Source organism: Streptomyces sp. NPDC006624, assembly GCF_040611555.1.
Taxonomy (GTDB): Bacteria; Actinomycetota; Actinomycetes; order Streptomycetales; family Streptomycetaceae; genus Streptomyces.
This window is the reverse complement of the sequence record NZ_JBEXOM010000008.1, coordinates 1-22,030: the sequence shown is the minus strand read 5'-3', so window position 1 is coordinate 22,030 and position 22,030 is coordinate 1. Positions and strand designations below refer to the sequence as shown.

Below are 22,030 nucleotides of genomic sequence, written 5' to 3'. Positions count from 1 at the left end.
CGCCCCCGTAGAATTCACGCGTGGCAGGACGGATCAACGACGAGGACGTGAAGGCGGTACGGGACGCGGTCCCGATCGACGCCGTGGTGTCCGAGTACCTCCAGCTGCGCGGCGCGGGCGGCGGGAACCTCAAGGGTCTCTGCCCGTTCCACGACGAGAAGTCGCCCTCCTTCCAGGTCAGCCCCAGCAAGGGACTGTTCCACTGCTTCGGCTGCCAGGAGGGCGGCGACACCATCACCTTCGTGATGAAGATCGACCACCTCTCCTTCTCGGAGGCGGTCGAGCGCCTGGCCGGCCAGGCGGGCATCACCCTGCGCTACGAGGAGGGCGGGTACAACCCCTCCCACCAGCGCGGCGAGCGCATCCGCCTGGTCGAGGCCCACAAGATCGCCGCCGAGTGGTACGCGGAACAGCTCGCGACCTCCCCCGAGGCCGACGCCGGCCGGATCTTCCTCGCCGAGCGCGGCTTCGACCAGGCCGCGGCCGTCCACTTCGGCGTCGGCTACAGCCCCCAGGGCTGGGACCACCTCACGCGCTATCTGCGCGGCAAGGGCTTCACCGACAAGGAACTGCTCCTGTCCGGCCTCTCCCAGGAGGGCCGCCGCGGCCCCATCGACCGCTTCCGCGGCCGCCTGATGTGGCCCATCCGGGACGTCGGCGGGGACGTCGTCGGTTTCGGCGCCCGCAAGCTCCACGAGGCGGACAACGGCCCCAAGTACCTCAACACGCCCGACACGGCGATCTACAAGAAGTCCCAGGTCCTCTACGGCATCGACCTCGCCAAGAAGGACATCGCCAAGGCGTCCCGCGCGGTCGTCGTCGAGGGCTACACGGACGTCATGGCCTGCCACCTCGCCGGTGTGACGACCGCCATCGCCACCTGCGGCACCGCCTTCGGCGGCGACCACATCAAGATCCTCCGCCGCCTGCTGATGGACAACGGCAGCGCACGCGTCATCTTCACCTTCGACGGCGACGCCGCCGGCCAGAAGGCCGCCCTGCGCGCCTTCGAGGACGACCAGAAGTTCGCCGCCGAGACGTACATCGCCATCGCCCCCGACGGCATGGACCCCTGCGACCTGCGCCTCGCCAAGGGCGACGAGGCCGTCGCCGACCTGGTCGAACCGCGCACCCCCCTGTTCGAGTTCGCCCTGCGCCAGATCGTGAGCCGCTACGACCTCGACACCCCGGCCGGCCGCGCCGCCGCCCTGGACGAGGCCGCCCCGATCGTCGCCCGCATCAAGAACAGCGGCGCCCAGCACGAGGTCGCCGTCCAGCTCGCCGGCATGCTCGGCATCCTCGACACCCAGTTCGTGGTCAAGCGCGTGGGCCAGCTGGCCCGCTGGGCCCGCGACCGCGGCGGCAAGGGACCCGCCCCGGACCGGCAGGCCCCACGGGAGTACGCCGCCGCCCAGCCCTCCGCCGCCCCCCGCGGCCCCGCCCTCAACCTCCGCAACCCCGTCTACGCCACCGAACGCGAACTGCTCAAACTCGCCCTCCAGCGCCCCGAGCTGGTCTCCCCGGCCTTCGACGCGTACGGCGTGGACGAGTTCACCGCCCCGCCGTACGCCGCCGTCCGCCAGGCCATCCTGGACGCCGGCGGCGCCGAGCTGGGCGTCGCGGACCCCCAGGACTACCTGGTCCGGGTCCGCGAGGCCGCCCCGGACGACGCGGTCCGCGCGATGGTCACGGAGCTGGCCGTCGAGGCGATCATGCTGCACAGGGGCGTGAAGGGCGTCGACGAGACCTACGCGGGCGCCCAGCTGGTCACCGTCCGCCGCCGGGCCGTCGAGCGCCGCATCCGCGACATCACCAGCCGGCTCACCCGCCTCGGCAGCCACGGCGACCCCGCCGAGCTGGCCGCCGTGCAGAACGAGCTGTGGGTCCTCCAGCAGTACGACCAGACCCTCCGGACGCACGGCGCCGCCGCGCTGTGACCCCGGTCAGGACCCGCCCTCCCCGAAGGCCGGCGTCACCGCCCGCACCAGCCGCTCGGCGAACTCCCGCTCGTCGTCCCGGAACTGCGGATACTCCGTGACGAAGTGGTTCCACTCCACGTACCCCACCGCCTCCACCACGTCCTGGAGCAGGATCTCCTCGCGGTACTGGCAGGGCCACTCGCCCGACAGCCGGAACACCTCGTGCAGCAGCTCGCGGCGCAGCGGGTACCGCTCGGCCAGCAGGACCGCGTCGTACAGGTCCTTGCCCTGGGCGTGCGCGTCGTTGATCAGCCACATCAGCTTCCACGCCAGCGACAGCCCCGGAGTCGCCGCCTGGACGACCGCGCCGTCCGGCAGCTCCACCGGCTCGGGCTCCTCGGGCAGCCGCTCGTTGAAGACGAAGTCCAGCTGGACATGGCCGCCGGGCAGTCCGGGCGCACCCCACGGCAGCACCATGCGCCGGCCCGGCACCCGCTCATAGGTCCAGATGTCCTCCACGACCGCGCCCCGGGCCGAGATGCCGACCTTCCGGCCGCGCGCGTCGGCCAGCTCCTGCGCCGCCTCGGCGATGCCGGTCAGCATCCGGTCCGTGCGCCCGTCCTCCATCCGCCAGGTGTGCGGCACCACGACGAAGTCCAGGTCACCGGGCTCCCGCGCGGCCTGCCCGAACCACACCGACATCAGCACACTGCCCCGCAGCACCAGCGCGTCCACCCACGGCGAGTCGGCGATCGCCGCGAGTACCAGACGCAGGGCCTGCCGGCGGGCCGTCCGCCACGCGTCGCCCCGCTCGGGGTCGGCGAAGCGCGGGTCGGTGGCCCGGTAGGCGTTGCGGTGGTGCTTCAGGGCCGGGTCGAAGACCGGGCGCCGCACCACGTCGTCCCCGACCACCGGAAGCAGCGTCCTCGGCAGGTGCTCCGCCCGGCGGGTGGCCTCGTCCAGCGGCTCCCGGGGGACCTCGGTGCTCCACCGGCCGAACCGCTCCCACGCCGTCCCGGTCATGTCCGTACCCCCATCGGCTCCTGAAGCCATCCGTCGTCCACCGTCAGGTCACTGTCGTGGAGCACGAACTCCCGCTCCACGTCCCGCACGTCGAAGCCGCCGAGGTCGGCGAGCAGCCGTTCCAGCGCCCGGCCCGCGCCCTCGGCGTCCACCGCGCGGCACCGCTGGGTCACGAACCGCTCGTGCCGCGCGCCCCGCACCCGCCGGGCGTTCCACGACAGGTGGGCGCCGTGCGGCACGACCCGCTCCGCCAGGGCCGCCAGGTCCGTGTCCGCGGCGAGCAGCAGCTTCACGTGGTGCTCGAAGTACCGTCCGTCGTCGCACGGTTGGCGCGGCACCTCCTCAGCCCACGGAGAGGACTCGATCTTCACGCGCACCGGGTCGAATCCGTCCGCCCGCAGACGCGCCGCCACCTGACGCACGCGCGCCGCCTCGGCGGCGTACGACGGCGAGCCGGACAGCGTGAGCATCGGCTGGTCCCGCATCCGGCCCCGCGCCAGCACGATGTGCGTGAGCTTGTACCCGCCCGCGGCCGCCCAGCGGTCCAGCCGCGCGGACTCACCGGGGCCGCCGCAGCGGACCGTCACATGTGACTCGTACAGGGATGCGGACATCGGCCGATCGTCGCAGACGGGACACCGGCGAGGCATCCGGGTTTCCCACCGGGGGCTGCCGCCCGGTCACGGACCGGAAGCAAAAAGTCACCGCACGCCCCTCGTGGTGACGATGTGTCGTACCCCACACTGGGGTGCGGTGCCTGAGTCCTCGGAGCGCGGCCGATCCGTCACCGACGGGTTCCAGTCCCCCCGCGGTTCCGCTCATCGCGTACGGGACGGAAAGCGGCGAGGCCGCCGACTCCGTCCCCCGAGTACCGCTGCCGCCGTCCCGGGCAGCGATCACCCTGGAGGTCGCCCCCGTGCAGACCCGGACCCTCACCCAGACCGCCGCCCGTGGCGCCCTCGGCGCCGACGACGCGGAACAGGACGCGCAGACCGGCGGCCTGTCCGCGGTCCCGGCGCAGAGCCGCGTCGCGCACCACCCCGAGACGGAACCGGAGGAGCCGCCCGCCGAGGCCGTCGGGACGCCTGAGGCGACCGAGCCCGTCGAGCCCGTCGAACCGCCCCCCGTGCGCGCCGAGTCCGGCGGCCCCTCCTCGGACCTGTTCCGGCAGTACCTGCGGGAGATCGGCCGCATCCCCCTGCTGACCGCCGCCGAGGAGGTGGAACTCGCCCGCCGCGTCGAGGCCGGCCTGTTCGCCGAGGAGAAGCTGGGCAACACCCCCGACCTGGACAGCCGGTTGGCGATGGACCTCGACCGGCTCGTGGTCATGGGCCGGATGGCCAAGCGCCGCCTCATCGAGGCCAACCTGCGCCTGGTCGTCTCCGTCGCCAAGCGCTACGTCGGCCGCGGCCTGACCATGCTGGACCTCGTCCAGGAGGGCAACCTCGGACTGATCCGGGCCGTGGAGAAGTTCGACTACGCCCGCGGCTACAAGTTCTCCACGTACGCGACCTGGTGGATCCGCCAGGCCATGTCCCGCGCCCTGGCCGACCAGGCCCGCACGATACGGGTCCCCGTCCACGTCGTGGAGCTCATCAACCGGGTCGTGCGCGTGCAGCGCCGCCTGCTCCAGGAGCGCGGCCAGGAACCGACGGCGGACGAGGTCGCCGCGCAGCTGGACCTGCCGCCCGAGCGGGTCGGCGAGGTGCTGCGCCTGGCCCAGGAGCCGGTGTCCCTGCACGCGCCGGTCGGCGAGGAGGACGAGGTGGCCCTCGGCGACCTCATCGAGGACGGCGACGCGGCGAGCCCCGTCGAGTCGGCGGCGTTCCTGTTGCTCAGGGAGCACCTGGAGGCGGTGCTGTCGACCCTGGGGGAGCGGGAGCGGAAGGTCGTCCAGCTGAGGTACGGCCTGGCCGACGGCCGCCCGCGCACGCTGGAGGAGATAGGCAGGATCTTCGGCGTCACCAGGGAGCGGATACGGCAGATCGAGTCCAAGACCCTGAACAAGCTGCGGGATCATGCTTTCGCGGACCAGCTGAGGGGCTATCTGGACTGATGGCGCCCGCGCCCCTCCAAGGGCGCGGGGAACCGCGCGACCAGCCCTTCGCCGGCCCGCAGCCGCCCCGCAACCCCACCCGGCCCCCCGGGACGCGGCTCAGTCCACCTCTGCCACCGCCTGCGCGAACTGCGCCTCGTACAGCCGGGCGTACGCGCCGCCCGCCACCAGCAGCTCCTCGTGCGTCCCCTGCTCCACGATCGAGCCGTTCTCCATGACCAGGATCGCGTCCGCGTCCCGGATCGTGGAGAGCCGGTGCGCGATGACGAACGAGGTCCGCCCGTGCGCCAGTTTGGCCATCGCCTTCTGGATCAGCACCTCGGTCCGGGTGTCGACGGAGCTGGTGGCCTCGTCGAGCACCAGGATCACCGGGTCGGACAGGAACGCCCGGGCGATGGTGATGAGCTGCTTCTCGCCCGCGCTGACGCCCGTGCCCTCGTCGTCGATCACGGTGTCGTACCCGTCCGGCAGCGTCCGGACGAACCGGTCCGCGTGCGCGGCCCGGGCCGCCTCCTCGATCTCCCCGCGGGTGACCTCGCGCGCGGACCCGTACGCGATGTTCTCCGCGATCGTGCCGCCGAACAGCCAGGTGTCCTGCAGCACCATGCCGATCCCGGCGCGCAGTTCGTCCCGGGACATCCGCGCGATGTCCACGCCGTCCAGGGTGATGCGCCCGCCGGTGACCTCGTAGAACCGCATCAGCAGGTTCACCAGCGTCGTCTTGCCGGCGCCGGTGGGGCCGACGATGGCCACCGTGTGCCCCGGTTCGACCTGCAGCGACAGGTCCTCGATGAGCGGCTTGTCGGGGTCGTAGCGGAACGACACGTGCTCCAGCGCCACCTGCCCGCGCAGCTCCTCGGGCCGTACGCCCGGCACCGGGTCGGCGCCCTGCTCCTCCGCGTCGAGCAGCTCGAAGACCCGCTCGGCGGAGGCGACACCCGACTGCACCAGGTTCGCCATGGACGCGACCTGGGTCAGCGGCATGGAGAACTGCCGCGAGTACTGGATGAACGCCTGCACGTCGCCGATGGACAGCGAGCCGGAGGCGACCCGGAGCCCGCCGACGACCGCGACCAGCACGTAGTTGAGGTTCGACACGAACATCATCAGCGGCTGCATGACGCCGGTGTTGAACTGCGCCCGGAACCCGGCCTCGTAGAGCGCCTCGTTCTGCTCGGCGAACTGCCGCGCCGACTCCTCCTGCCGCCCGAACACCTTCACCAGGGCGTGCCCGGTGTACATCTCCTCGATGTGGGCGTTCAGCGTGCCCGTGGAGCGCCACTGCTGCACGAAGTGCGGCTGCGACCGCTTGCCCACGCGCGTGGCGACGACGAACGACAGCGGCACGGTCACCAGCGCGACCAGCGCCAGGATCCAGGAGACGTAGAACATCATGGCGAGCACGCCGATGATGGTGAGCACCGAGTTGATGAGCTGCCCCATCGACTGCTGCAGCGTCTGCCCGATGTTGTCGATGTCGTTGGTGGCCCGGGACAGCACCTCGCCGCGCTGGCGCTTGTCGAAGTACGACAGCGGCAGCCGCGACAGCTTGGTCTGCACGTCCTCCCGCAGCCGGAACATGGTGCGGTTCACGGCCCGGTTCACCAGCCGCGTCGCCACCGCCATCAGCAGCCCGGCCACCGTGAACACGCCCAGCGCGAGCAGCAGCACGTTCCCGACGGCCGTGAAGTCGATGCCCTCGCCGGGGGTGAAGTCGGTGCCGCGCAGCATGTCGGCGACGTCACCGTCCCCGCGCTCGCGCATCTGCTCCAGGACCTGCTCCTTGGACGCCCCCTCGGGCATGTCCCGCCCGACGATGCCGGCGAAGACCAGGTCGGTGGCCTTGCCGAGGATCTTCGGCCCGACGACGTTGAGGCCGACGCTGAGCACCACGCACAGCAGCAGCACGCAGAGGGTCGCGCGCTCCGGCCGGAACTGCGCGACCAGCCGTTTGCCCGATCCCTTGAAGTCCAGCGAGCGCTGGTCGGGGCCGCCCCCGGCCATCATCCGCCCCATGGGCCCGGCCATCAGGCAGCCTCCGCTTCCGTGAGCTGGGAGAGCACGATCTCCCGGTAGGTCGTGTTGTCCGCCATCAGCTCGTGGTGCCGTCCGGTGCCGACGACCCGGCCCTCGTCGAGGACGACGATCCGGTCGGCGTCCCGGATGGTCGCCACCCGCTGGGCGACGATCACCACGGTCGCCTCGGCGGTCTCCTGCGCGAGCGCGGCCCGCAGGGCGGCGTCGGTGGCGTAGTCGAGCGCGGAGAAGGAGTCGTCGAAGAGGTAGATCTCCGGGCGCTGCACCAGCGTCCGGGCGATCGCGAGCCGCTGCCGCTGACCGCCGGAGACGTTGGTCCCGCCCTGCGCGATGGGGGAGTCCAGCCCGCCCTCCAGCCCTTCCACGAAGTCCTTGGCCTGCGCCACCTCCAGCGCGTGCCACAGGTCCTCGTCGGTGGCGTCCGGGTTGCCGTAGCGCAGGTTGGTCGCCACCGTGCCCGCGAACAGGTACGGCTTCTGCGGCACCAGCCCGACCGTCTTCGCCAGCAGCCGCGGATCGAGTTCCGCGACCTCGACGCCGTCCACGAGCACCTGCCCCTCGGTCGCGTCGAACAGCCGCGGGACCAGCCCGAGCAGGGTGGACTTGCCGCTGCCGGTCGAGCCGATGACGGCGGTCGTCTCGCCCGGCCGGGCCACCAGGTCCACGGCCCGCAGCACCGGCTCCTCGGCACCCGGGTAGCGGAAGCCCGCCCCGCGGATCTCCAGATGCCCGTGCCGGCGCGGCTCCCGCACGGGCGCGGACGGCGGCACGACGCTGGAGGAGGTGTCCAGCACCTCCTGGATGCGCTCGGCGCACACCTCCGCGCGCGGCACCATCATGAACATGAAGGTGGCCATCATCACGGACATCACGATCTGCATCAGATAGGCGAGGAACGCGGTCAGGTCACCGATCTGCATCTCCCCGCTGTCGATGCGGTGCGCGCCGAACCACACCACGGCGATCGACGACAGGTTCACCACCGTCATGACGATCGGGAACATCAGCGCGAGCAGGTTGCCGGTGCCCAGCGCGAACGCGGTGAGGTCGGTGTTGGCCTTGCGGAAGCGCTGCTGCTCGTACTCGTCGCGCACGAAGGCCCGGATGACGCGGTTGCCGGTGATCTGCTCGCGCAGCACCCGGTTCACCGTGTCCAGCCGCTCCTGCATCGCGCGGAACAGCGGCCGCAGCCGCCGCACGATCAGCGTCACGCAGACGCCCAGCACCGGCACGACCGCGACCAGCACCCCGGACAGCGGCACGTCGAGACCGAGCGCCAGCACGATGCCGCCCACGCACATGATCGGCGCCGACACCATCAGCGTGAACGTCATCAGCGCCAGCATCTGCACCTGCTGGACGTCGTTCGTCGTCCGCGTGATCAGCGACGGCGCCCCGAAGTGACCCACCTCACGCGCGGAGAACGACTGCACCCGGTCGAACACGGACGCCCGCACGTCCCGTCCGAGCGCCGCCGCCGTCCGGGCGCCGTAGTACACGGCACCGATGTTGCACACGACCTGGACCAGCGAGATGCCGATCATCAGGGCGCCGTAGCTCACGATGTAGCCGGTGTCGCCGTTCACGACCCCCTGGTCGATGATGTCCGCGTTCAGCGTGGGCAGGTAGAGCGTGGCGCAGGTCTGCAGGAACTGCAGCAGCACCAGCAGGGTGATGGGTCTCTTGTAGGGCCTGAGATAGGTCCGCAGAAGTCGTATGAGCACGCTGCTTCTCTCGGAGTGGTCGACGGGGCGGTTGGTTGCCCCTGGCCCCTATCGTCGACCACTCCACCGGCGTTACCTCAACCGAATTAACCCAACAGGCGGTCCAGCCGGTCAGAAGGCCCCCGGATGCGTCTGCTCGCGCACCGCCACGAACTGCTGCCGCACCGCCTGCCCCACGGCCAGTTCCTCCCCGGGTTCCAGCACCTGCGCGACCGCGCCCTGCCAGGCCGGCGGGGTGCGCGCGTCGAGCGTGCCCTGCGACGCCCCGAGCGCCCAGGCGGCCTGGCGGGCCGCGCCGATCGCCGCGTAGTCCGCGGGCTGCGGCACCACCACCTGCGTCCCGAACAGGGAGGGCGCGGCGGCCTGCACCGCGGGCAGCTCGGCGGCCGGCCCGAGCAGAAAGACCCGGCGCACCTCCACGCCCCGGGCGCGCAGCACGTCCAGCGCGTCCGCGAGCCCGCACAGCATCCCCTCGAACGCGGCCCGCGCCAGGTGCTCCGGCTTCATCGACTCGCGCCTGAGCCCCGCCAGGGTCCCGGCGGTGTGCGGCAGGTTCGGCGTCCGCTCGCCCTCCAGATACGGCAGCAGCACCAGCCCGTGCGCCCCCGGCGTCGACTTCATCGCCAGGTCGGACAGGCTCTCCAGATCGGGCATCCCGAGCAGCTCGGCGGTACCGCGCAGGGTCCGTACGGCGTTCAGCGTGGTGACGACGGGCAGGTGCATGCCGGTCGCGTCGGCCAGGGCGGTGATCATCCCGGAGCCGTCGACCAGCGCCTCGGGGTGCACGGCCATCACGGACCCGGACGCCCCCAGCGACACGACCGCGTCGCCCAGCCCGATGCCCAGACCGAACGCCGCCGCCATGGTCTCGCCGGTCCCCACGGAGATCAGCAGCCCCTCGGGTGTGGTCCCCGCCGCGTCCGCCGGGCCGATCACCTCCGGCAGCATCGCCTGGTGCCCCAGCGCCAGCTCCACCAGATCGGTCCGGTAGGCACCGGTCGCCGCCGACCAGTACCCCGTCCCGGACGCCCCGCCCCGGTCGGTGGTCCGCCGGACCGGCCGGCCCAGCAGCTGCCACACCAGCCAGTCGTGCGCCTGCAGCAGGATCGCGGTGCGCTGCGCGTTCTCCGGCTCGGTCCGCGCCAGCCAGCGCAGCTTCGTCACCGGCTGCGCGGCCTGCGGCACACAGCCCACCGCCTGCGCCCACGCCTCGCGCCCGCCGAGCGCGTCCACCAGATCGGCGGCGGCGACCTGCGTGCGCCGGTCGCCGCCGACCATCGCGGGACGGACGGTGTTGCCCTGCGCGTCCAGCGGCACGACGGCGTTCTGCTGCGCCGAGACGCCGATCGCCTGCACGCCCTCCAGCAGCCCGCCGCCCGCGGCCTCGCCCAGGGACAGCAGCCAGGCCTGCGGGTCGACGTCGGACGGACGGCCGCCGCCCTCGGGGCTCTCCACCGGGTGCGGCGCATATCCCTGCCTGAGCACGGCTCCGGAGTCCGCGTCACAGACGACGATACGAGTGAAATCGGGTGAACTGTCCAACCCGGCGACTATCCCCATGACCAAAATTCTGCCGTACCGCTGCGCCGGGTCGAGCCGTGGCCGGTCGTGCGAGTCCCCGCGCCCCTTCCAGGGGCGCGGGGACGTGCCGGCGTCTGAAGATCAGGTATTGCTCGTGCCCCAGTCGTCCTCGCCGCCGTTGTGGGTGGCGCGGTCGCGGAGCTGACGGACGCGGTCCGCCACCGAGTCGGGCATCCGGTCGCCGACCTTGTCGCTGACCACGTGGTACGCCTTGCCCGCGAACTCACGGCCCTGGTGGGCCGCCGTCTCCGCGGTGTTGCGGACGGCGGGGTTCTGCGCGAACTGCCGGGCTGACTTCTTCAGCTGTTCGTAGCGCTCGCGTCCGGCCCTCGTGCCCAGCACGTAACCCAGGACGACTCCGGCGACGAACGTGAGCCGGTAACGCATGGCGGCCACCCTTTCCTTGCGTAGGTCTCCGGTGCGGCGTCGGCGCCGGGGAGTACCGATTGGCGGAGCACCCCCCTGCTTGCGCTAATGTATGTGTCGCAGCGAGCGCGCGCCCCCTGGCGAATACCCAGGTAGGTACGTTCGATGCAACGAGACCTTCCTCGGTAGCTCAATTGGCAGAGCAGCCGGCTGTTAACCGGCAGGTTACTGGTTCGAGTCCAGTCCGGGGAGCTCGGTCCTCCGTAGCTCAATTGGCAGAGCAGCCGGCTGTTAACCGGCAGGTTACTGGTTCGAGTCCAGTCGGGGGAGCAGGATGAACGAGGGCCCCTCAGGGGTCCTTTTTCATGTCCGTTCCGCGGCCCGGGAACCGCGCGGCGTCCAGCGCAGTCCTCAAGGTCACGAAGGCCGTCGCCAAGCCGACCATCCGGAGCAGGAGATCGTATGAGCGGCTATGCTGCGGCAGACGGCGCGCACACATGTACGCGACACGCCGCTATGGGGCGGTAGCTCAGCCGGTTAGAGCAGCGGACTCATAATCCGTCGGCCGTGGGTTCGAGTCCCACCCGCCCCACTGTGCAGCTCTTCGTCCCGCCGTGACGTCCCAACGGCCGCGGGAACCAAGGGCCTCGGGGATGCGGTCCCCAGGAGAAGCCGGGCAGGGCTCACGTGGTGACGTGCCTCACTGCTCAGCTTGCGACGGCCCCGGCGATGCGCCGCTCCAGGTCCTCGGCCGTCAGAGCGCCCGGCGCCCGGCCCAGACGCACGCTCTCCCGCGCGGCCTGCTGCAGGGCGGCGTTCACCGGGGTGGGCACGCCGTGGCTGCGGCCGAGCAGCACGATCTCCCCGTTGAGGTAGTCCGTCTCGATCGACCCCGCGCCCCGCGCCAGGCTCTGCCAGGACGAGCCGTGCGTGTGCTCGCCGGGAACCGGCCGCGGCTCGACCGTCCCGCTGCGCAGACCGGTGATCTCGGCCCCGCTCGCGTAGGCGATGCCCGCGGCGCCGAGGACCGCGGCGCCCTCGGCCGTCGCCCGGGCGACCAGGTCCCGTGCGGCGCCGTCGTCCGAGACGGAGCCGCACAGGGCCTCGACCGCGTTGGCGAGGTTGCCGAGGAGCTTGCCGTACTTCCAGCGCATCACGTCCGCCACCACCGGAGCCAGGAAGCAGGACTTCTCCAGGTCGTCCGCGATCCGCCGGACGGTGCCGTCCGGGCCCGCCCCGTACCGGCCGACGACCAGGGCACCGGTGTACGGGCCGCAGGGCGCGACGACCGACCCCGGCTCCAGGTGCGTGCCGGGCAGGACGACGCACATGCCGTACACCTCGCGGAACAGGCGCAGCGCCCGGCGCTCGTTCTCCACTCCGTTCTGGGCGCACACCAGCGCCAGGCGTTCGCCCGCCGTCCCTCCGCCCGCCACCGGACGCGCGGCCCACGCCTGGAGGGCGGCGTCGCTGTCCTGCGTCTTGACCGCGAGGACCAGCACGTCGTCCTCGCGCAGTGCGACGTCCTCGGGACCCGCGACGACGGGCACGTCGAGGGTGAGCGTGCCGGAGGGGACCGTGAGCCGCAGCCCGTTGCCGCGCAGCGCCTCGAAGTGCGCGCCGCGGGCGACCAGGACGACGGACCGGCCGCTCTCGTGCAGCCGCCCCCCGATCGACCCGCCGACCGCTCCGGACCCGATGATGACGTAGCGCATTCCGCTCCCCGGCTCCCCGCTTCAGGCGTCGTGCACGGCACGGGCGCACGCCCCAACCGGGCCCAACCAGTGCGAAGTTGAGGCCCCGGTGCGCCGCGCCCACCGTACCCCGCGGGCGCCGGGGTCGGGCCAGGGCTAGTTCGCGGAGCCGTGCCGGCGCTGGCGGTGGGTGTACGCCGTGACGGCCTGCCACAGATGTCGGCGGTCGGTCTCCGGCCACAGGTCCGGGGTGAAGTGCAGCTCCGCGTAGGACGCGTGCCACGGCAGGAAGTTGGAGGTGCGCTGTTCGTTGCCGGTGCGCCAGAGCAGGTCCACGTCCGGCATGTCCGGGTGGGGCAGGTGGCGGGCGAAGTCCTCGTCGGTGATCAGGTCCGGGTCCAGGTGGCCGGCGCGGGCCCGGCGGGCCAGGGCGGCGGCGGTGCGGGTGATCTCGTCCCGGCCGCCGTAGTCGATGCACATCGTCAGCGTCAGGCCGGTGCGGCTGCGGGTGGTGCGCTCCCGCAGCTGGAGCAGGTCGGCCAGGTCGGGCGGCAGGCGGTCGGCGCGGCCGTGCCAGCGCAGGCGGACGTCCAGGTCGCGGAAGGGGTCCTCGGCCAGTTCACGGCGCAGCAGGGCGAGGATCGCGTCGACCTCCTCGGTGTCGCGCTTCCAGTTCTCCGTCGAGAACGTGTAGAGCGTCAGGTGGCGCAGCCCGATGTCCAGGGCGCCGTGGACGACCTCGCGGACCGCGCCGGCGCCGGCGCGGTGGCCCTCGTAGCGGGGCAGGCCGCGCTGCCCGGCCCAGCGGCCGTTGCCGTCCATGATCACGGCGACATGGGTGGGGAGGTGGCCGGGCGGGATGGCGGGCGGCCGCTCGCCGCTCGGGTGGGGCGGCGGGCGGCGGAAGGCGGCCGGCCGGACCGGCGCGCTCTGCGGGACCCGCGGCAACTCCCGCCGGGGCGGCGGCGTCGTCAGGGGCGTCAGGCTCCAGGCCAGGGCCGCGCGGGCCCGGGCCGGGGCCAGGACGCGGGCCCGGGCGAGCAGCGAGGGGCGGGGCCGGGTGCGCAGCACGGCCGGGCCCGCCGCGTCGACGGCGTCGAGCTGGGCGTGCAGCAGGGCGGCCATCGTGTCCAGGACGGTGGCGGGCCCGGGGTGCATGCCGCGGGTGAGGGCGTGCTGGGCGGTCCACCGGCGGGCCAGGGCCGTCAGATCAGAGACCAGGGCCGTGACCGCCGGGGACCAGCGGCGGTCGAGCAGGTCGCCCGCCGCGCCCGGGTGCCGGTCGAGCGCCTCGTCGGGCAGCAGCAGGTCGCCCTGGGCGAGGTCGGCGGACAGGTCGGTGAGGATGTCCGTGAGCCGGACGCCGTCGAGGAACTCCTCGTAGGCCTCGCGGGTGTCCAGCCGCAGTGCCACGGGGACGCCGGCCCGGTCGAGGATCGTGCGGACCTGGGCGAACCAGGGCAGCAGGTTCTCCCGCCCCCAGGCGCGCCATGCGTCCCAGTCGGTGAAGCGCCTGCCCCGGGTGTCGTCCCGGACCTGGGTCATCGCCTCGCTCAGCTCCGACAGGTCAAGGCGCCAGCGGGCCGCCGTGTCCACCAGGGCGTGGCGCACCGGGTCCTCGCTGGTGCCCGTGCGCAGCTCGCGGTGCAGGGCGGTGATCCAGGCCTCGACGCGGGCGGCCCGCTCGGGGGCGGGCGCGGTGTGGTCGTCGCCCAGGTCGTCGAGGGCGTTGGCGGCGGCCCACAGGGCGTGCAGTGACGGGCGCAGGGGCGCGGGGACCAGCTGGATCAGGGCGTACTCCGCCGGGTCCTCGTTCCTGGTTCGCCGTCGGCACAGTCGGTAGGCCGCCCGCAGGGCCGGGTCGGCAGGCGCTTCGCTCACACCGAGGACATTACGTCGCGGGTGCGCGGGGGTCCGTGCAGGTGGGCCGGTGCCGCGTCGCGGGAGGGGCCACCACGGCCTAGGCCGTGGTGGTGTCGCCGTCCTCCTGCGTCTCCGTGTCGTCCCGCTCGCCCTCCGCCTGGGACGGGGTGGGGGTCGGGGTCGTGTCCTGATCGTCCTCGCGCTCGCCTTCGGCCTGGGACGGGGTCTGGTCGCTCATCGTGCCTCCTCATGCCGTTCCAGGCTTCCGGGTACCCGGGTCGGGCGGTGGTGATCGCACCCGGGCGGACGTGGGCGCCCGGGGAGCGCCGGGGCCCGGTGGGCGGCGTGACGTCAGCCGTCCGGTCGACCGGCCGGCCCCACCGCGTCCCGCCCGGGTCGACGAGCGGCTCGTCGTGGGTGGACGTCAGGCGGCAGCCCGCCGAAGTCCACGGGTCCGCCCCGGCGGACGTCACCTCGCGCGGCGCTTCGCCAGGCCGTTGCGCAGGGCCGAGCGCAGGGCCGCGCGCAGGGCGTCGGGCGGTACCGGGCCGTCCGGTTCCGTGCTCGCCGTGACCGCGGCCGCGACGTCCCGCAGCTTGGTGTTCGACAGTTGCGACGTCTCCCGGAGGATGTGCCACGCCTCGTCGGACGTGCAGCCGTGGGTGGCCATCAGGATGCCCCGGGCCTGGTCGATGACCGGCCGGGAGGCGATCGCGTGCCGGAGCTGCTCGACCTCCGACTGCAGGGTGTGCAGCCGCTCCGCCCGCTCCAGGGCGACCGCCGAGGCGACCGGGGCCGCCGGCGGCTCGGGTGCCGGGGCCGGGCCGGACAGGGGGTCGGTGGTGTCCAGGCCCGCCAGCTCCAGGATCCGCCGCGGCTGCCCGTTCCAGTTCGTCGCCGTCACCGTCACCGACCGCAGGCGGCCGTAGTCCTTCAGCACGTCCAGGAACTGCAGGCCCGCCGTGTCCATGAAGTGCACGTCCTTCATGTCGAGGCCGACCCGCGTGATCGAGTCCGGCAGCTCCGCCAGGGCCCGGGCCAGAACGTCGCCGCACCCGCGGACGAGCTCACCGCGCGGGGTGAGCTCGGCACCGTCCGCGTCGACGCGGCCCCTGATGATCAGGTTGTTCAGCCCTCCGGTGAGGTGTGATGATGCCGCTGACGTCATGTCACCGCCTTGTCGGTCCTCGTCGCTCCTGTGCGTCTCCCCGGACAGCGCGACGTCACTCGCCCCCGTGACGCCCGCGTTCAGGTGCGCCTGCCCGCCGTGCGGCGTAGTACACGCCCTGCGGGGGAATGAGCATGGCCCGTGCGGGTACGAGCGCTGTGATCCAGGGACGTGGAGGAGACGGGGCGTGAACACTCGGTATCAGGTGCCGGCGCCCGGGGACCGGGGTCCTGTGCCGGGCCTGGCGGTGTTCCCGCTGGCCGGGCGACGGGGTGTCCGGGCGGCCGGTGAGGTCGGCCTGACGACACGCGCCATCTGGGAAGGCGTACTGGAAGAAGCCGTTCGCGAAGGTGAGCACGTGTATTACCTGGAGCTGTCCGACGTGACGTTCGTCGATGTCGCGGGCGCCGACGCGCTCGCGGCCGCCGCCGGGCGGCTGCGCGAGGGGCGGCGGTTCGTGGTGAGCCGTCCGCCGGCGGCGCTGCGACGCACGCTGGAGCTGCTCTGGCCCGACCAGACCGGGATCGAGGTGTCCACCTCATGACCGCCGCCGCGGCCGAGCCCTTCTGGCCCCTGACCCCCTTCGCCCACCCCGCGCTGCTGTACCGGGACGAGCAGGAGTACCTCGACGGCACGGTGCCCTTCGTCCGCGAGGGCCTGGAGGCCGGCGAGCCGGTGGCCGTCGCGGTGCCGGGCGGGAACCTCGCCCTGATCCGGGACGCCCTGGGGGCCGACGCCGGTGCCGTGCGGCTGCTGGACATGCGCGAGGCCGGACGCAACCCCGGGCGGATCATCCCCGGTGTGCTGCGGGCCTTCTCCGACGCCCAGCCGGCCGGCCGCCGGGTGCGGATCGTCGGTGAGCCCTTCTGGGCCGGCCGCTCCGGCACCGAGTACCCCGCCTGCGCCCAGCACGAGGCGCTGATCAACGCCGCCTTCCAGGGCCGCCCGGCCACCATCCTGTGCCCCTACGACAGCGAGCGGCTGCCCGGCCACGTCCTCGCCGACGTGTACGCCACCCACCCCACCGTCATCCCCGCCGGCTCCCGGACCGAGCAGGACAGCCCCACGTACGCCCCCGGTGACGTCGTCGACCGCTACAACGAACCGCTCCCGGTCGTCCCCGGCGCGCTGACCCTCGCCTTCGACTCCGACTCGCTCTCCCACGCCCGGCACGTCGCCGTCGGGGAGGGGTCCCGGCTCGGTCTCACCGGCGTCAAGCTGGACGACCTGGCCCTGGCCGCGGCCGAGCTCGTCACCAACAGCGTGGTGCACGGCGGCGGTACCGGTGAGCTGCGGGTGTGGCCCGAGGACGGGTACGTGGTGTGCGAGGTGCGCGACGCGGGGCGGCTCACCGACCTCCTGGCCGGGCGCCGGCGGGTACCGCGCGCGCAGCGCGGGGGGCGCGGGCTGCTGCTGGTCAATCTGATCGCCGACCTGGTGCGCGTGCACCGGGGCGAGAGCGGGACGACCGTGCGCTGCTGGTTCGCCCGCTGACCGCGGCCCCCTCAGGTGCCCAGCGGGTCCAGCGCCAGCGGTTCGATCCTGCCCTCCAGCATCGCGCCGAGCCCCTGCACGGCGCACACGTCCGGCCGCTCCGCGATGTGCACGGGCATCCCGGTCGCCTGCCGCAGCATCTGGTCCAGGCCCGGCAGCAGGGCGCTGCCGCCGACCATCATGATCCCCCGGTCGGCGAGGTCGGCGACCAGGTCGGGCGGGCAGTCCCGCAGCACCTGGCCGATGCCGTCGAGGACCGCGGTCAGCGGCGTCTGGATGGCGTCCCGTACGGCCGCGGTGTCGATCCGGACGGAGCGGGCCAGGCCCGTGGCGACGTCCCGGCCGTGGATCTCGGTGGAGGCCGGGCCCTGCGCGGTGAGGCCGTTGCCCGACAGGGCGAGCTGCAGCGGCCGGACCGACTGGCTCGGCAGCATCAGCTCGTGCTCGTGCCGCAGGTGCTGCACGATCGCGTGGTCGACGGCCTCGCCGCCCACCGGGATGCGCTCGGCGGTCACGATCGAGCCCAGGGACAGCACCGCCACCTGGGTGGCCGCCGCACCGCACACCATGATCATGGTCGCCTCGGGCTGCTCCACGGGCAGCCCGCAGCCCACGGCGGCCGCGATCAGCGTGTCGACCAGTTCCACGCGCCGCGCCCCGAGGCCGACCAGCGTCTCGATCGCGGCGCGCTGGGCGAGCGGGTCGGCGTCGTGCGGGGTGCACGCCGCGGCCCGCAGGATCGGCTTGCGGCGCAGGCTGCGGCGCATCTTGTCGCCGAGCAGGTGCCGCAGCATGCGCTGGGCCATCTCGATGTCGACGACGGTGCCGCCGGAGACCGGGCGGACCACCCGGATGTAGTGCGGGGTGCGGCCCGTCATCTTCTCCGCGAGCTCCCCGACGGCGATCAGCGCCCCGGAGCGGGTGTTGACGGCGGCGGCGGAGGGCTGGTCGACGACGAGCCCCGCGCCCTTGACGTAGACGCGTGTGCGGGCCGCTCCCAGGTCGACGGCGAAGTGGCAGCGGCGTAGCTGCTCCAGACTGGCGGTCATGGCAGGTCCTCCCGAGAGCGCAGACCGTGGGGGGCCGCCAGGCGGCGGGCCTCCCTGGCATCGTGCGCGGCGGCCGGCGGGGTCCGCCTTCCGGAGGGGGCCGGGCGGGGCGCCGCCGAACGGGGGGTTGACGCCGCGTCACAGGGAGCGGGCGGCCCGGAGCAGCGGGTCGAGGGAGGTGACGGTGGTGGCGCAGCCCGCCTCGCGCAGCTGCCGTTCGGCGGTGGTGTTCCGGGCGAGTCCGACGAAGCGCAGGCCGGCCTGCTGGGCGGCGGTCAGTTCGGCGACCGTGGAGCCGACGAGCACGCCGGTCGCGGTGCCGCCGCCCGCGCCGTCCATCGCGCGCAGCAGGCAGTCGGGGTGCGGGGTCAGCAGGGCGAGGTCCGCGGCGCGGCCCTCGACGCGGGCCAGGGGCAGGCCGTAGGGGGCGAGATAGCCGCGTACGGCCGCCGCGCTCGCGTCCGAGACCACGCTCACCCGGCGGCCCGCCTCGTGCAGGGCGCGCACCAGCGGCACCGAGTGGTGGGTCGTCGGCGCGTCCGGGACGGCCCGCAGCTCCAGCTCGTCGAGGCGGTCGCGCAGCAGCGGCCCGAGCAGCCGGTCCCGGGCGAAGGCCCGCAGCACCTCCAGCGGATGCGTGAACGTCTCCGGATCGGCGGCGGCCGGGACGTCCCGCGCGTCGCGGTGCGCGGCGACCACGGCCAGCAGGTCGCGTACGGCCTCGCGCGCGGAGTTCGCGGAGAACAGCCGGGCCATGGGGCCGTCGAAGCCGAGCAGGACCGACTCCGCCTCGCCGAGGAGGCCGGACAGCGTGCGGTGCGCCGACGCGCCCTCGTGCGGTGCGGGCAGGGCCGCGCCCTCGGGACCCAGCCGCACCGACGCCCGCACCGACAGCCCGGGCACCGGCCACCGGCCCAGCCCGGCGTCGACCGCGCGCTGGGCCGCGCCCGCCCGGCGCAGCGGATGGCGGCGGGTGATCCGGGCCGCCTCCTGCCGCAGATGGGCGAGCAGCGGCTCCGCCACCCGGGCCACCTCCGCGCGGACGAAGGCGACCGGGTCGTCCACGCGCCAGGACAGCTCGACCGCGGCGGCGAACGCGCCCTTTCCGGAGCTGGGCAGGGAGAGCCGGTGCCGGGAGTGGTGGGTGGTGAGGTCCACCTTGTAGTACGTCACCGAGCCGGCCGGTTCGTCGCCGTGCGGACGGGCGGGGTCGAAGAGGGTGAGCGGGCCGTCGGGACGGGTGTGGACGACGGCGGTCCGACCCGGCGCCGGGATCCCCAGGCGGCGCAGGTCGTGCGTGATGAAGGGGCCCCGCACCAGATCACGGGCCTCGGGCTCCGGGTCCGCCGCGGGGGTCAGCGCGCAGCACCAGGCGACGGGCGGGGCGTCCGGGGCGCCGTCCTGGAAGAGCGGCCAGAAACGCCGCGGGTCCTGGGCGGCCGAGCTGGCGGCGAACTCCGCGTACACGGCCGGGGAGACCAGCACCTGGATGCCGTCCGGCCGCGGGACCTGGGGCGGGGGAGCGGGCCGGTCCCAGAAGGTGACGGTCAGCGGCGGCGGGTCCACGAGCCCGGCGAGCACCTCGGGCAGGCCGCGCAGGACGGCGACCAGGACGGGCAGGACGTAGGTGCCGGGCTCGGTGTGCACGGCGTAGCCGCCCGGGCGGACCCGGACGTCGAACCGGTGGGCGGCCAGGGCGCCGCGGGAGAGCATCTCGTGCACCGCGTACTCGAGGGTGATGCGGGCCTCGGGGCGGCCGGTGAGGTCGTCGGCCTCGAAGAGGATGGAGGGGGCGCGGGACGCGTCGGCGCGGGCGGTGATCCGGTCCCGTTCGGCCCGCAGGTCCGCCTTCAGGGCGCGCAGGCGGTCCCGGGTGGCCGCGGCGGCGGGGCCGGGGACGCCGTCGAGGGGGTCGCCGTGGAAGAGGGCGAAGGCCCGCAGGGGGTCGTTCGCGCGGATCTCCTCGCAGTGCGCCGCGTCGATGTACGCGCCCGGCACGTGCAGGGCGTAGGCGTCCGGGAGGGTGACCAGGCCGCCGGGGGGCAGCACGCGGCGCAGTTCGGCGGCCAGGTCCGCGAGGCGGACGGCGGCCCGCCGCCCGGTGGGCGGGTCCTCCCAGAGGCCGCGGGCCAGTTCGGCGTGGGGCAGAGGCCGTCCGGGGCGCAGGAGCAGCATGCAGAGCAGCGCCTGCGCCGGCGGTGAGGGCGGCTCGATGTCCTGGGTGCCGTCGCTGATCCGCAGCGGGCCGAGGAGGGCGAAGGAGCGCGGGGGCGGCCAGGCGGCGGTGGCGGTCAGGCGCGCGGCGTGCTCGGCGGCCTCCGGCAGTCTGCGCTCCTCGATCAGGTCCAGCAGGCGTCCGTGCCCGGCCGGCACCCGCAGACCGGCGGCCAGTTGCCGCAGCAGCCGGCGGAACTCGGCCAGGTCCGACTCCGGGCTCCGGCCCCGCGACTCCTCGCCCAGGGCGACGCGGGTCAGCATCACCGTGCCGTCGGGCCGCAGCAACAGCCCCGCGGGGCCGCGCTCCCCGCGCACCAGGCCGTGCGCGTGGAGGGCTTCGAGGCCGGCCAGGCCCTGGCACACCAGGCGGGCGAAGGTGGGGAAGGTGATCCCCGAGAGCACGTCGGCCAGCGCCAGACCGTCGACGAACTCCCGGACCACGTACGGCGTGCCGTCCTCCACCCCGTGGTCGAGCACCCGCACCACGTGCGGATCCCGCAGCCCGGCCAGCGCCCGCGCCTCCCGCAGGAACCGTGCGTGCGGTGCGGGCTGCCCGCCGTGGCGGTGCACGACCACCTGCCGGCCCGTGCGCACGTCCACGGCCGTCCACACGCTCCGGTTCGTGCCGTGCGCACCGGCCGCCCGGTACCGCCCGGCGAACAACGGCTCCGGCCGCTCCCCGCCGCCCAGACGCCGGACCGTGTCCTGGCTGACCGTCGCGAACGCCGGGCCCGGGCCGCCCCGGCCGCCGCCGGTGTGCGCCCGGAACTCCCCGGCCGCGAGCCCGGCCCGCTCGTCGATCAGGCAGCCGATCCGTTCGAGGAACTCCCGGGTCCGGCCCCGCGCGGTGCGCGGCAGCGAGCGCAGCAGCAACTCCCGTACCCCGGGCCGGAACGCGTACGAACCGGGCGGGCCGGGGACGGAGGCGAGCATGCCGCTGAGGATCACCTCGGCCAGGTGCTGCGGGCGCGGATCGCGGTCCACCGCGCGCTGCACGAGACGCATCACCGGAACCGACGGGACCGCCAGCGCGAGATGCCCGGCGAGGCGGAACGCCTCCGGGGACGCGGTCGCGCGGAAGCGCAGCACCAGTTCCTCGGGGGAGGAGGCGGTGATGTCGGGGGCCGGTTCGGCGGGCGGCGCCGGGCGGGGCGGCAGCCAGGCCGCGGCGCCCGGGATGCGGGCGCCGCCCGGGTCGGCGGTCAGCGCCGCCCAGTGGGCCAGCCAGGGCGCGCCCGGTTCCAGGACCGGAAGGGGCAGGGCCCGCCCGGGCGGCGGGGCGTCGTCGTACGGGGCGAAGGACAGGGTCGCCGAGGGGGCCGCCGTGGACGGGGACGTCAGCAGGCCCGGCACGGCGGGCAGGGCCGTCGTGGGCCACAGGCGTTCCGGCAGCGGCTGCACCAGGGCGAGCGGCATGCGGCGGGCCCAGCGGTGCAGGGTGCGGTACCAGCGCTCGCCCGCCTCGCCCGGGCGCCACTGCGGGCCCATGCAGTCGCTGACGACGAGGGTGACCGTGCGGCCGTCGTCGAGGTCGGGGACCTGGCGGGCCCGGCCGTCGGGCGTGGCCGGGTGCAGGGTGACCGTGCGGAAGACGCCCGACTGGGCGAGCGCGGTGTGCAGTTCGCTCACCAGGGGGCGCCAGACGGGCATCGTCGGGCCCGTGTCGTGCACGAGGTTCAGGCGCAGCCAGCGGTCCGGGGCCGGGCGCAGCACCGGGACCCACACGCCGGGGTGGGCGCCGAGCCGGGCGATCCGGTCGGCGGTCGCCCGCTCGTCCAGCATCCGCGCGCGCGGGGAGGGCACGGTGCGCTTCAGCGGGCGCAGGGCGCGCTGCAGCGC

At 74.1% G+C, this 22,030-nt stretch carries 15 protein-coding genes, 3 tRNA genes and 1 pseudogene; 7 read left to right on the top strand and 12 right to left on the bottom strand.

All coding sequences use genetic code 11. The features are described 5' to 3' along the window. Positions 1–20: 20 nt before the first annotated feature. A complete protein-coding gene (dnaG, locus tag ABZY20_RS17010) occupies positions 21–1,937 on the top strand; it encodes a DNA primase (RefSeq protein ID WP_356442306.1) in 1,917 nt (638 codons plus the stop codon). A gap of 6 nt (positions 1,938–1,943) precedes the next feature. Here the strand turns inward: dnaG and ABZY20_RS17005 are convergent, their stop codons facing one another. After that, entirely contained in the window at positions 1,944–2,942 is a 999-nt protein-coding gene (locus ABZY20_RS17005; RefSeq protein WP_356442304.1) for a nucleotidyl transferase AbiEii/AbiGii toxin family protein, read from the bottom strand. After that, positions 2,939–3,556 carry a hypothetical protein gene (locus ABZY20_RS17000; protein ID WP_356442302.1) on the bottom strand — a complete coding sequence of 206 codons (618 nt, stop codon included), beginning with the start codon at positions 3,554–3,556 and terminating at the stop codon, positions 2,939–2,941. Before ABZY20_RS17000 ends, ABZY20_RS17005 begins: the two co-directional genes overlap by 4 nt. A gap of 139 nt (positions 3,557–3,695) precedes the next feature. On the opposite strand from ABZY20_RS17000, the pseudogene ABZY20_RS16995 reads away from it, so the two are divergent. Beyond that, positions 3,696–4,998, top strand: a pseudogene (locus ABZY20_RS16995) (sigma-70 family RNA polymerase sigma factor). Between the two features lie 99 nt (positions 4,999–5,097). Here the strand turns inward: ABZY20_RS16995 and ABZY20_RS16990 are convergent. From ABZY20_RS16990 to ABZY20_RS16975, 4 genes are all read right to left on the bottom strand, one after another. Beyond that, positions 5,098–7,026 carry an ABC transporter ATP-binding protein gene (locus ABZY20_RS16990; RefSeq protein WP_356442300.1) on the bottom strand — a complete coding sequence of 643 codons (1,929 nt, stop codon included), beginning with the start codon at positions 7,024–7,026 and terminating at the stop codon, positions 5,098–5,100. After that, positions 7,026–8,759 carry an ABC transporter ATP-binding protein gene (locus ABZY20_RS16985; protein ID WP_356442298.1) on the bottom strand — a complete coding sequence of 578 codons (1,734 nt, stop codon included), beginning with the start codon at positions 8,757–8,759 and terminating at the stop codon, positions 7,026–7,028. Before ABZY20_RS16985 ends, ABZY20_RS16990 begins: the two co-directional genes overlap by 1 nt. A 111-nt stretch (positions 8,760–8,870) precedes the next feature. After that, the gene (locus ABZY20_RS16980; protein ID WP_356442297.1) at positions 8,871–10,319 is read right to left on the bottom strand and encodes an FGGY family carbohydrate kinase; all 1,449 of its coding nucleotides are present in this window, start codon (positions 10,317–10,319) and stop codon (positions 8,871–8,873) included. Between the two features lie 102 nt (positions 10,320–10,421). Then, complete coding sequence (locus ABZY20_RS16975; RefSeq protein ID WP_356442295.1) at positions 10,422–10,727, bottom strand: YtxH domain-containing protein; 306 nt, start codon at positions 10,725–10,727, stop codon at positions 10,422–10,424. Between the two features lie 158 nt (positions 10,728–10,885). Here ABZY20_RS16975 and ABZY20_RS16970 point away from each other — a divergent pair. The 3 genes from ABZY20_RS16970 (at position 10,886) to ABZY20_RS16960 (ending at position 11,298) form a co-directional block, all read left to right on the top strand. Next, positions 10,886–10,958: transfer RNA gene (locus tag ABZY20_RS16970), tRNA-Asn, on the top strand. 5 nt (positions 10,959–10,963) lie between these two features. Beyond that, positions 10,964–11,036 (top strand) — tRNA-Asn (locus tag ABZY20_RS16965). 188 nt (positions 11,037–11,224) lie between these two features. After that, a tRNA-Ile gene (locus tag ABZY20_RS16960) sits at positions 11,225–11,298 on the top strand. 115 nt (positions 11,299–11,413) lie between these two features. Here the strand turns inward: ABZY20_RS16960 and ABZY20_RS16955 are convergent. The 4 genes from ABZY20_RS16955 to ABZY20_RS16940 form a co-directional block, all read right to left on the bottom strand. Beyond that, positions 11,414–12,421, bottom strand: coding sequence for a 2-dehydropantoate 2-reductase N-terminal domain-containing protein (locus ABZY20_RS16955; protein WP_356442293.1), 1,008 nt, complete (start codon positions 12,419–12,421; stop codon positions 11,414–11,416). 135 nt (positions 12,422–12,556) lie between these two features. Continuing rightward, positions 12,557–14,281, bottom strand: coding sequence for a polyprenyl diphosphate synthase (uppS, locus tag ABZY20_RS16950; RefSeq protein WP_356442291.1), 1,725 nt, complete (start codon positions 14,279–14,281; stop codon positions 12,557–12,559). Positions 14,282–14,360: 79 nt separating this feature from the next. After that, complete coding sequence (locus ABZY20_RS16945) at positions 14,361–14,501, bottom strand: hypothetical protein (protein ID WP_356442289.1); 141 nt, start codon at positions 14,499–14,501, stop codon at positions 14,361–14,363. 231 nt (positions 14,502–14,732) lie between these two features. Beyond that, positions 14,733–15,431 carry an ANTAR domain-containing protein gene (locus ABZY20_RS16940; protein WP_356442287.1) on the bottom strand — a complete coding sequence of 233 codons (699 nt, stop codon included), beginning with the start codon at positions 15,429–15,431 and terminating at the stop codon, positions 14,733–14,735. 187 nt (positions 15,432–15,618) lie between these two features. On the opposite strand from ABZY20_RS16940, the gene ABZY20_RS16935 reads away from it, so the two are divergent. Both ABZY20_RS16935 and ABZY20_RS16930 read left to right on the top strand, forming a co-directional pair. After that, entirely contained in the window at positions 15,619–15,975 is a 357-nt protein-coding gene (locus ABZY20_RS16935) for an STAS domain-containing protein (RefSeq protein ID WP_356442285.1), read from the top strand. After that, the gene (locus ABZY20_RS16930; RefSeq protein ID WP_356442283.1) at positions 15,972–16,925 is read left to right on the top strand and encodes an anti-sigma factor RsbA family regulatory protein; all 954 of its coding nucleotides are present in this window, start codon (positions 15,972–15,974) and stop codon (positions 16,923–16,925) included. The genes ABZY20_RS16935 and ABZY20_RS16930 overlap by 4 nt, the downstream gene beginning before the upstream one ends. 11 nt (positions 16,926–16,936) lie before the next feature. On the opposite strand, the gene ABZY20_RS16925 is transcribed toward ABZY20_RS16930, so the two are convergent. Further along, positions 16,937–17,974 carry a rod shape-determining protein gene (locus tag ABZY20_RS16925; RefSeq protein ID WP_356442281.1) on the bottom strand — a complete coding sequence of 346 codons (1,038 nt, stop codon included), beginning with the start codon at positions 17,972–17,974 and terminating at the stop codon, positions 16,937–16,939. A 138-nt stretch (positions 17,975–18,112) separates the two neighbouring features. After that, positions 18,113–22,030 (bottom strand): SAV_2336 N-terminal domain-related protein (locus ABZY20_RS16920; RefSeq protein ID WP_356442280.1); only part of this gene is annotated, 3,918 nt, incomplete at its 5' end.

Coding starts and splice junctions, on each gene's coding strand:
- ABZY20_RS17005 (WP_356442304.1), bottom strand. CDS start 2,942: ATGACCGGGACGGCGTGGGAGCGGTTCGGCCGGTGGAGCACCGAGGTC.
- ABZY20_RS17000 (WP_356442302.1), bottom strand. CDS start 3,556: ATGTCCGCATCCCTGTACGAGTCACATGTGACGGTCCGCTGCGGCGGC.
- ABZY20_RS16990 (WP_356442300.1), bottom strand. CDS start 7,026: ATGGCCGGGCCCATGGGGCGGATGATGGCCGGGGGCGGCCCCGACCAG.
- ABZY20_RS16980 (WP_356442297.1), bottom strand. CDS start 10,319: ATGGGGATAGTCGCCGGGTTGGACAGTTCACCCGATTTCACTCGTATC.
- ABZY20_RS16975 (WP_356442295.1), bottom strand. CDS start 10,727: ATGCGTTACCGGCTCACGTTCGTCGCCGGAGTCGTCCTGGGTTACGTG.
- ABZY20_RS16955 (WP_356442293.1), bottom strand. CDS start 12,421: ATGCGCTACGTCATCATCGGGTCCGGAGCGGTCGGCGGGTCGATCGGG.
- ABZY20_RS16945 (WP_356442289.1), bottom strand. CDS start 14,501: ATGAGCGACCAGACCCCGTCCCAGGCCGAAGGCGAGCGCGAGGACGAT.
- ABZY20_RS16940 (WP_356442287.1), bottom strand. CDS start 15,431: ATGACGTCAGCGGCATCATCACACCTCACCGGAGGGCTGAACAACCTG.
- ABZY20_RS16930 (WP_356442283.1), top strand. CDS start 15,972: ATGACCGCCGCCGCGGCCGAGCCCTTCTGGCCCCTGACCCCCTTCGCC.
- ABZY20_RS16925 (WP_356442281.1), bottom strand. CDS start 17,974: ATGACCGCCAGTCTGGAGCAGCTACGCCGCTGCCACTTCGCCGTCGAC.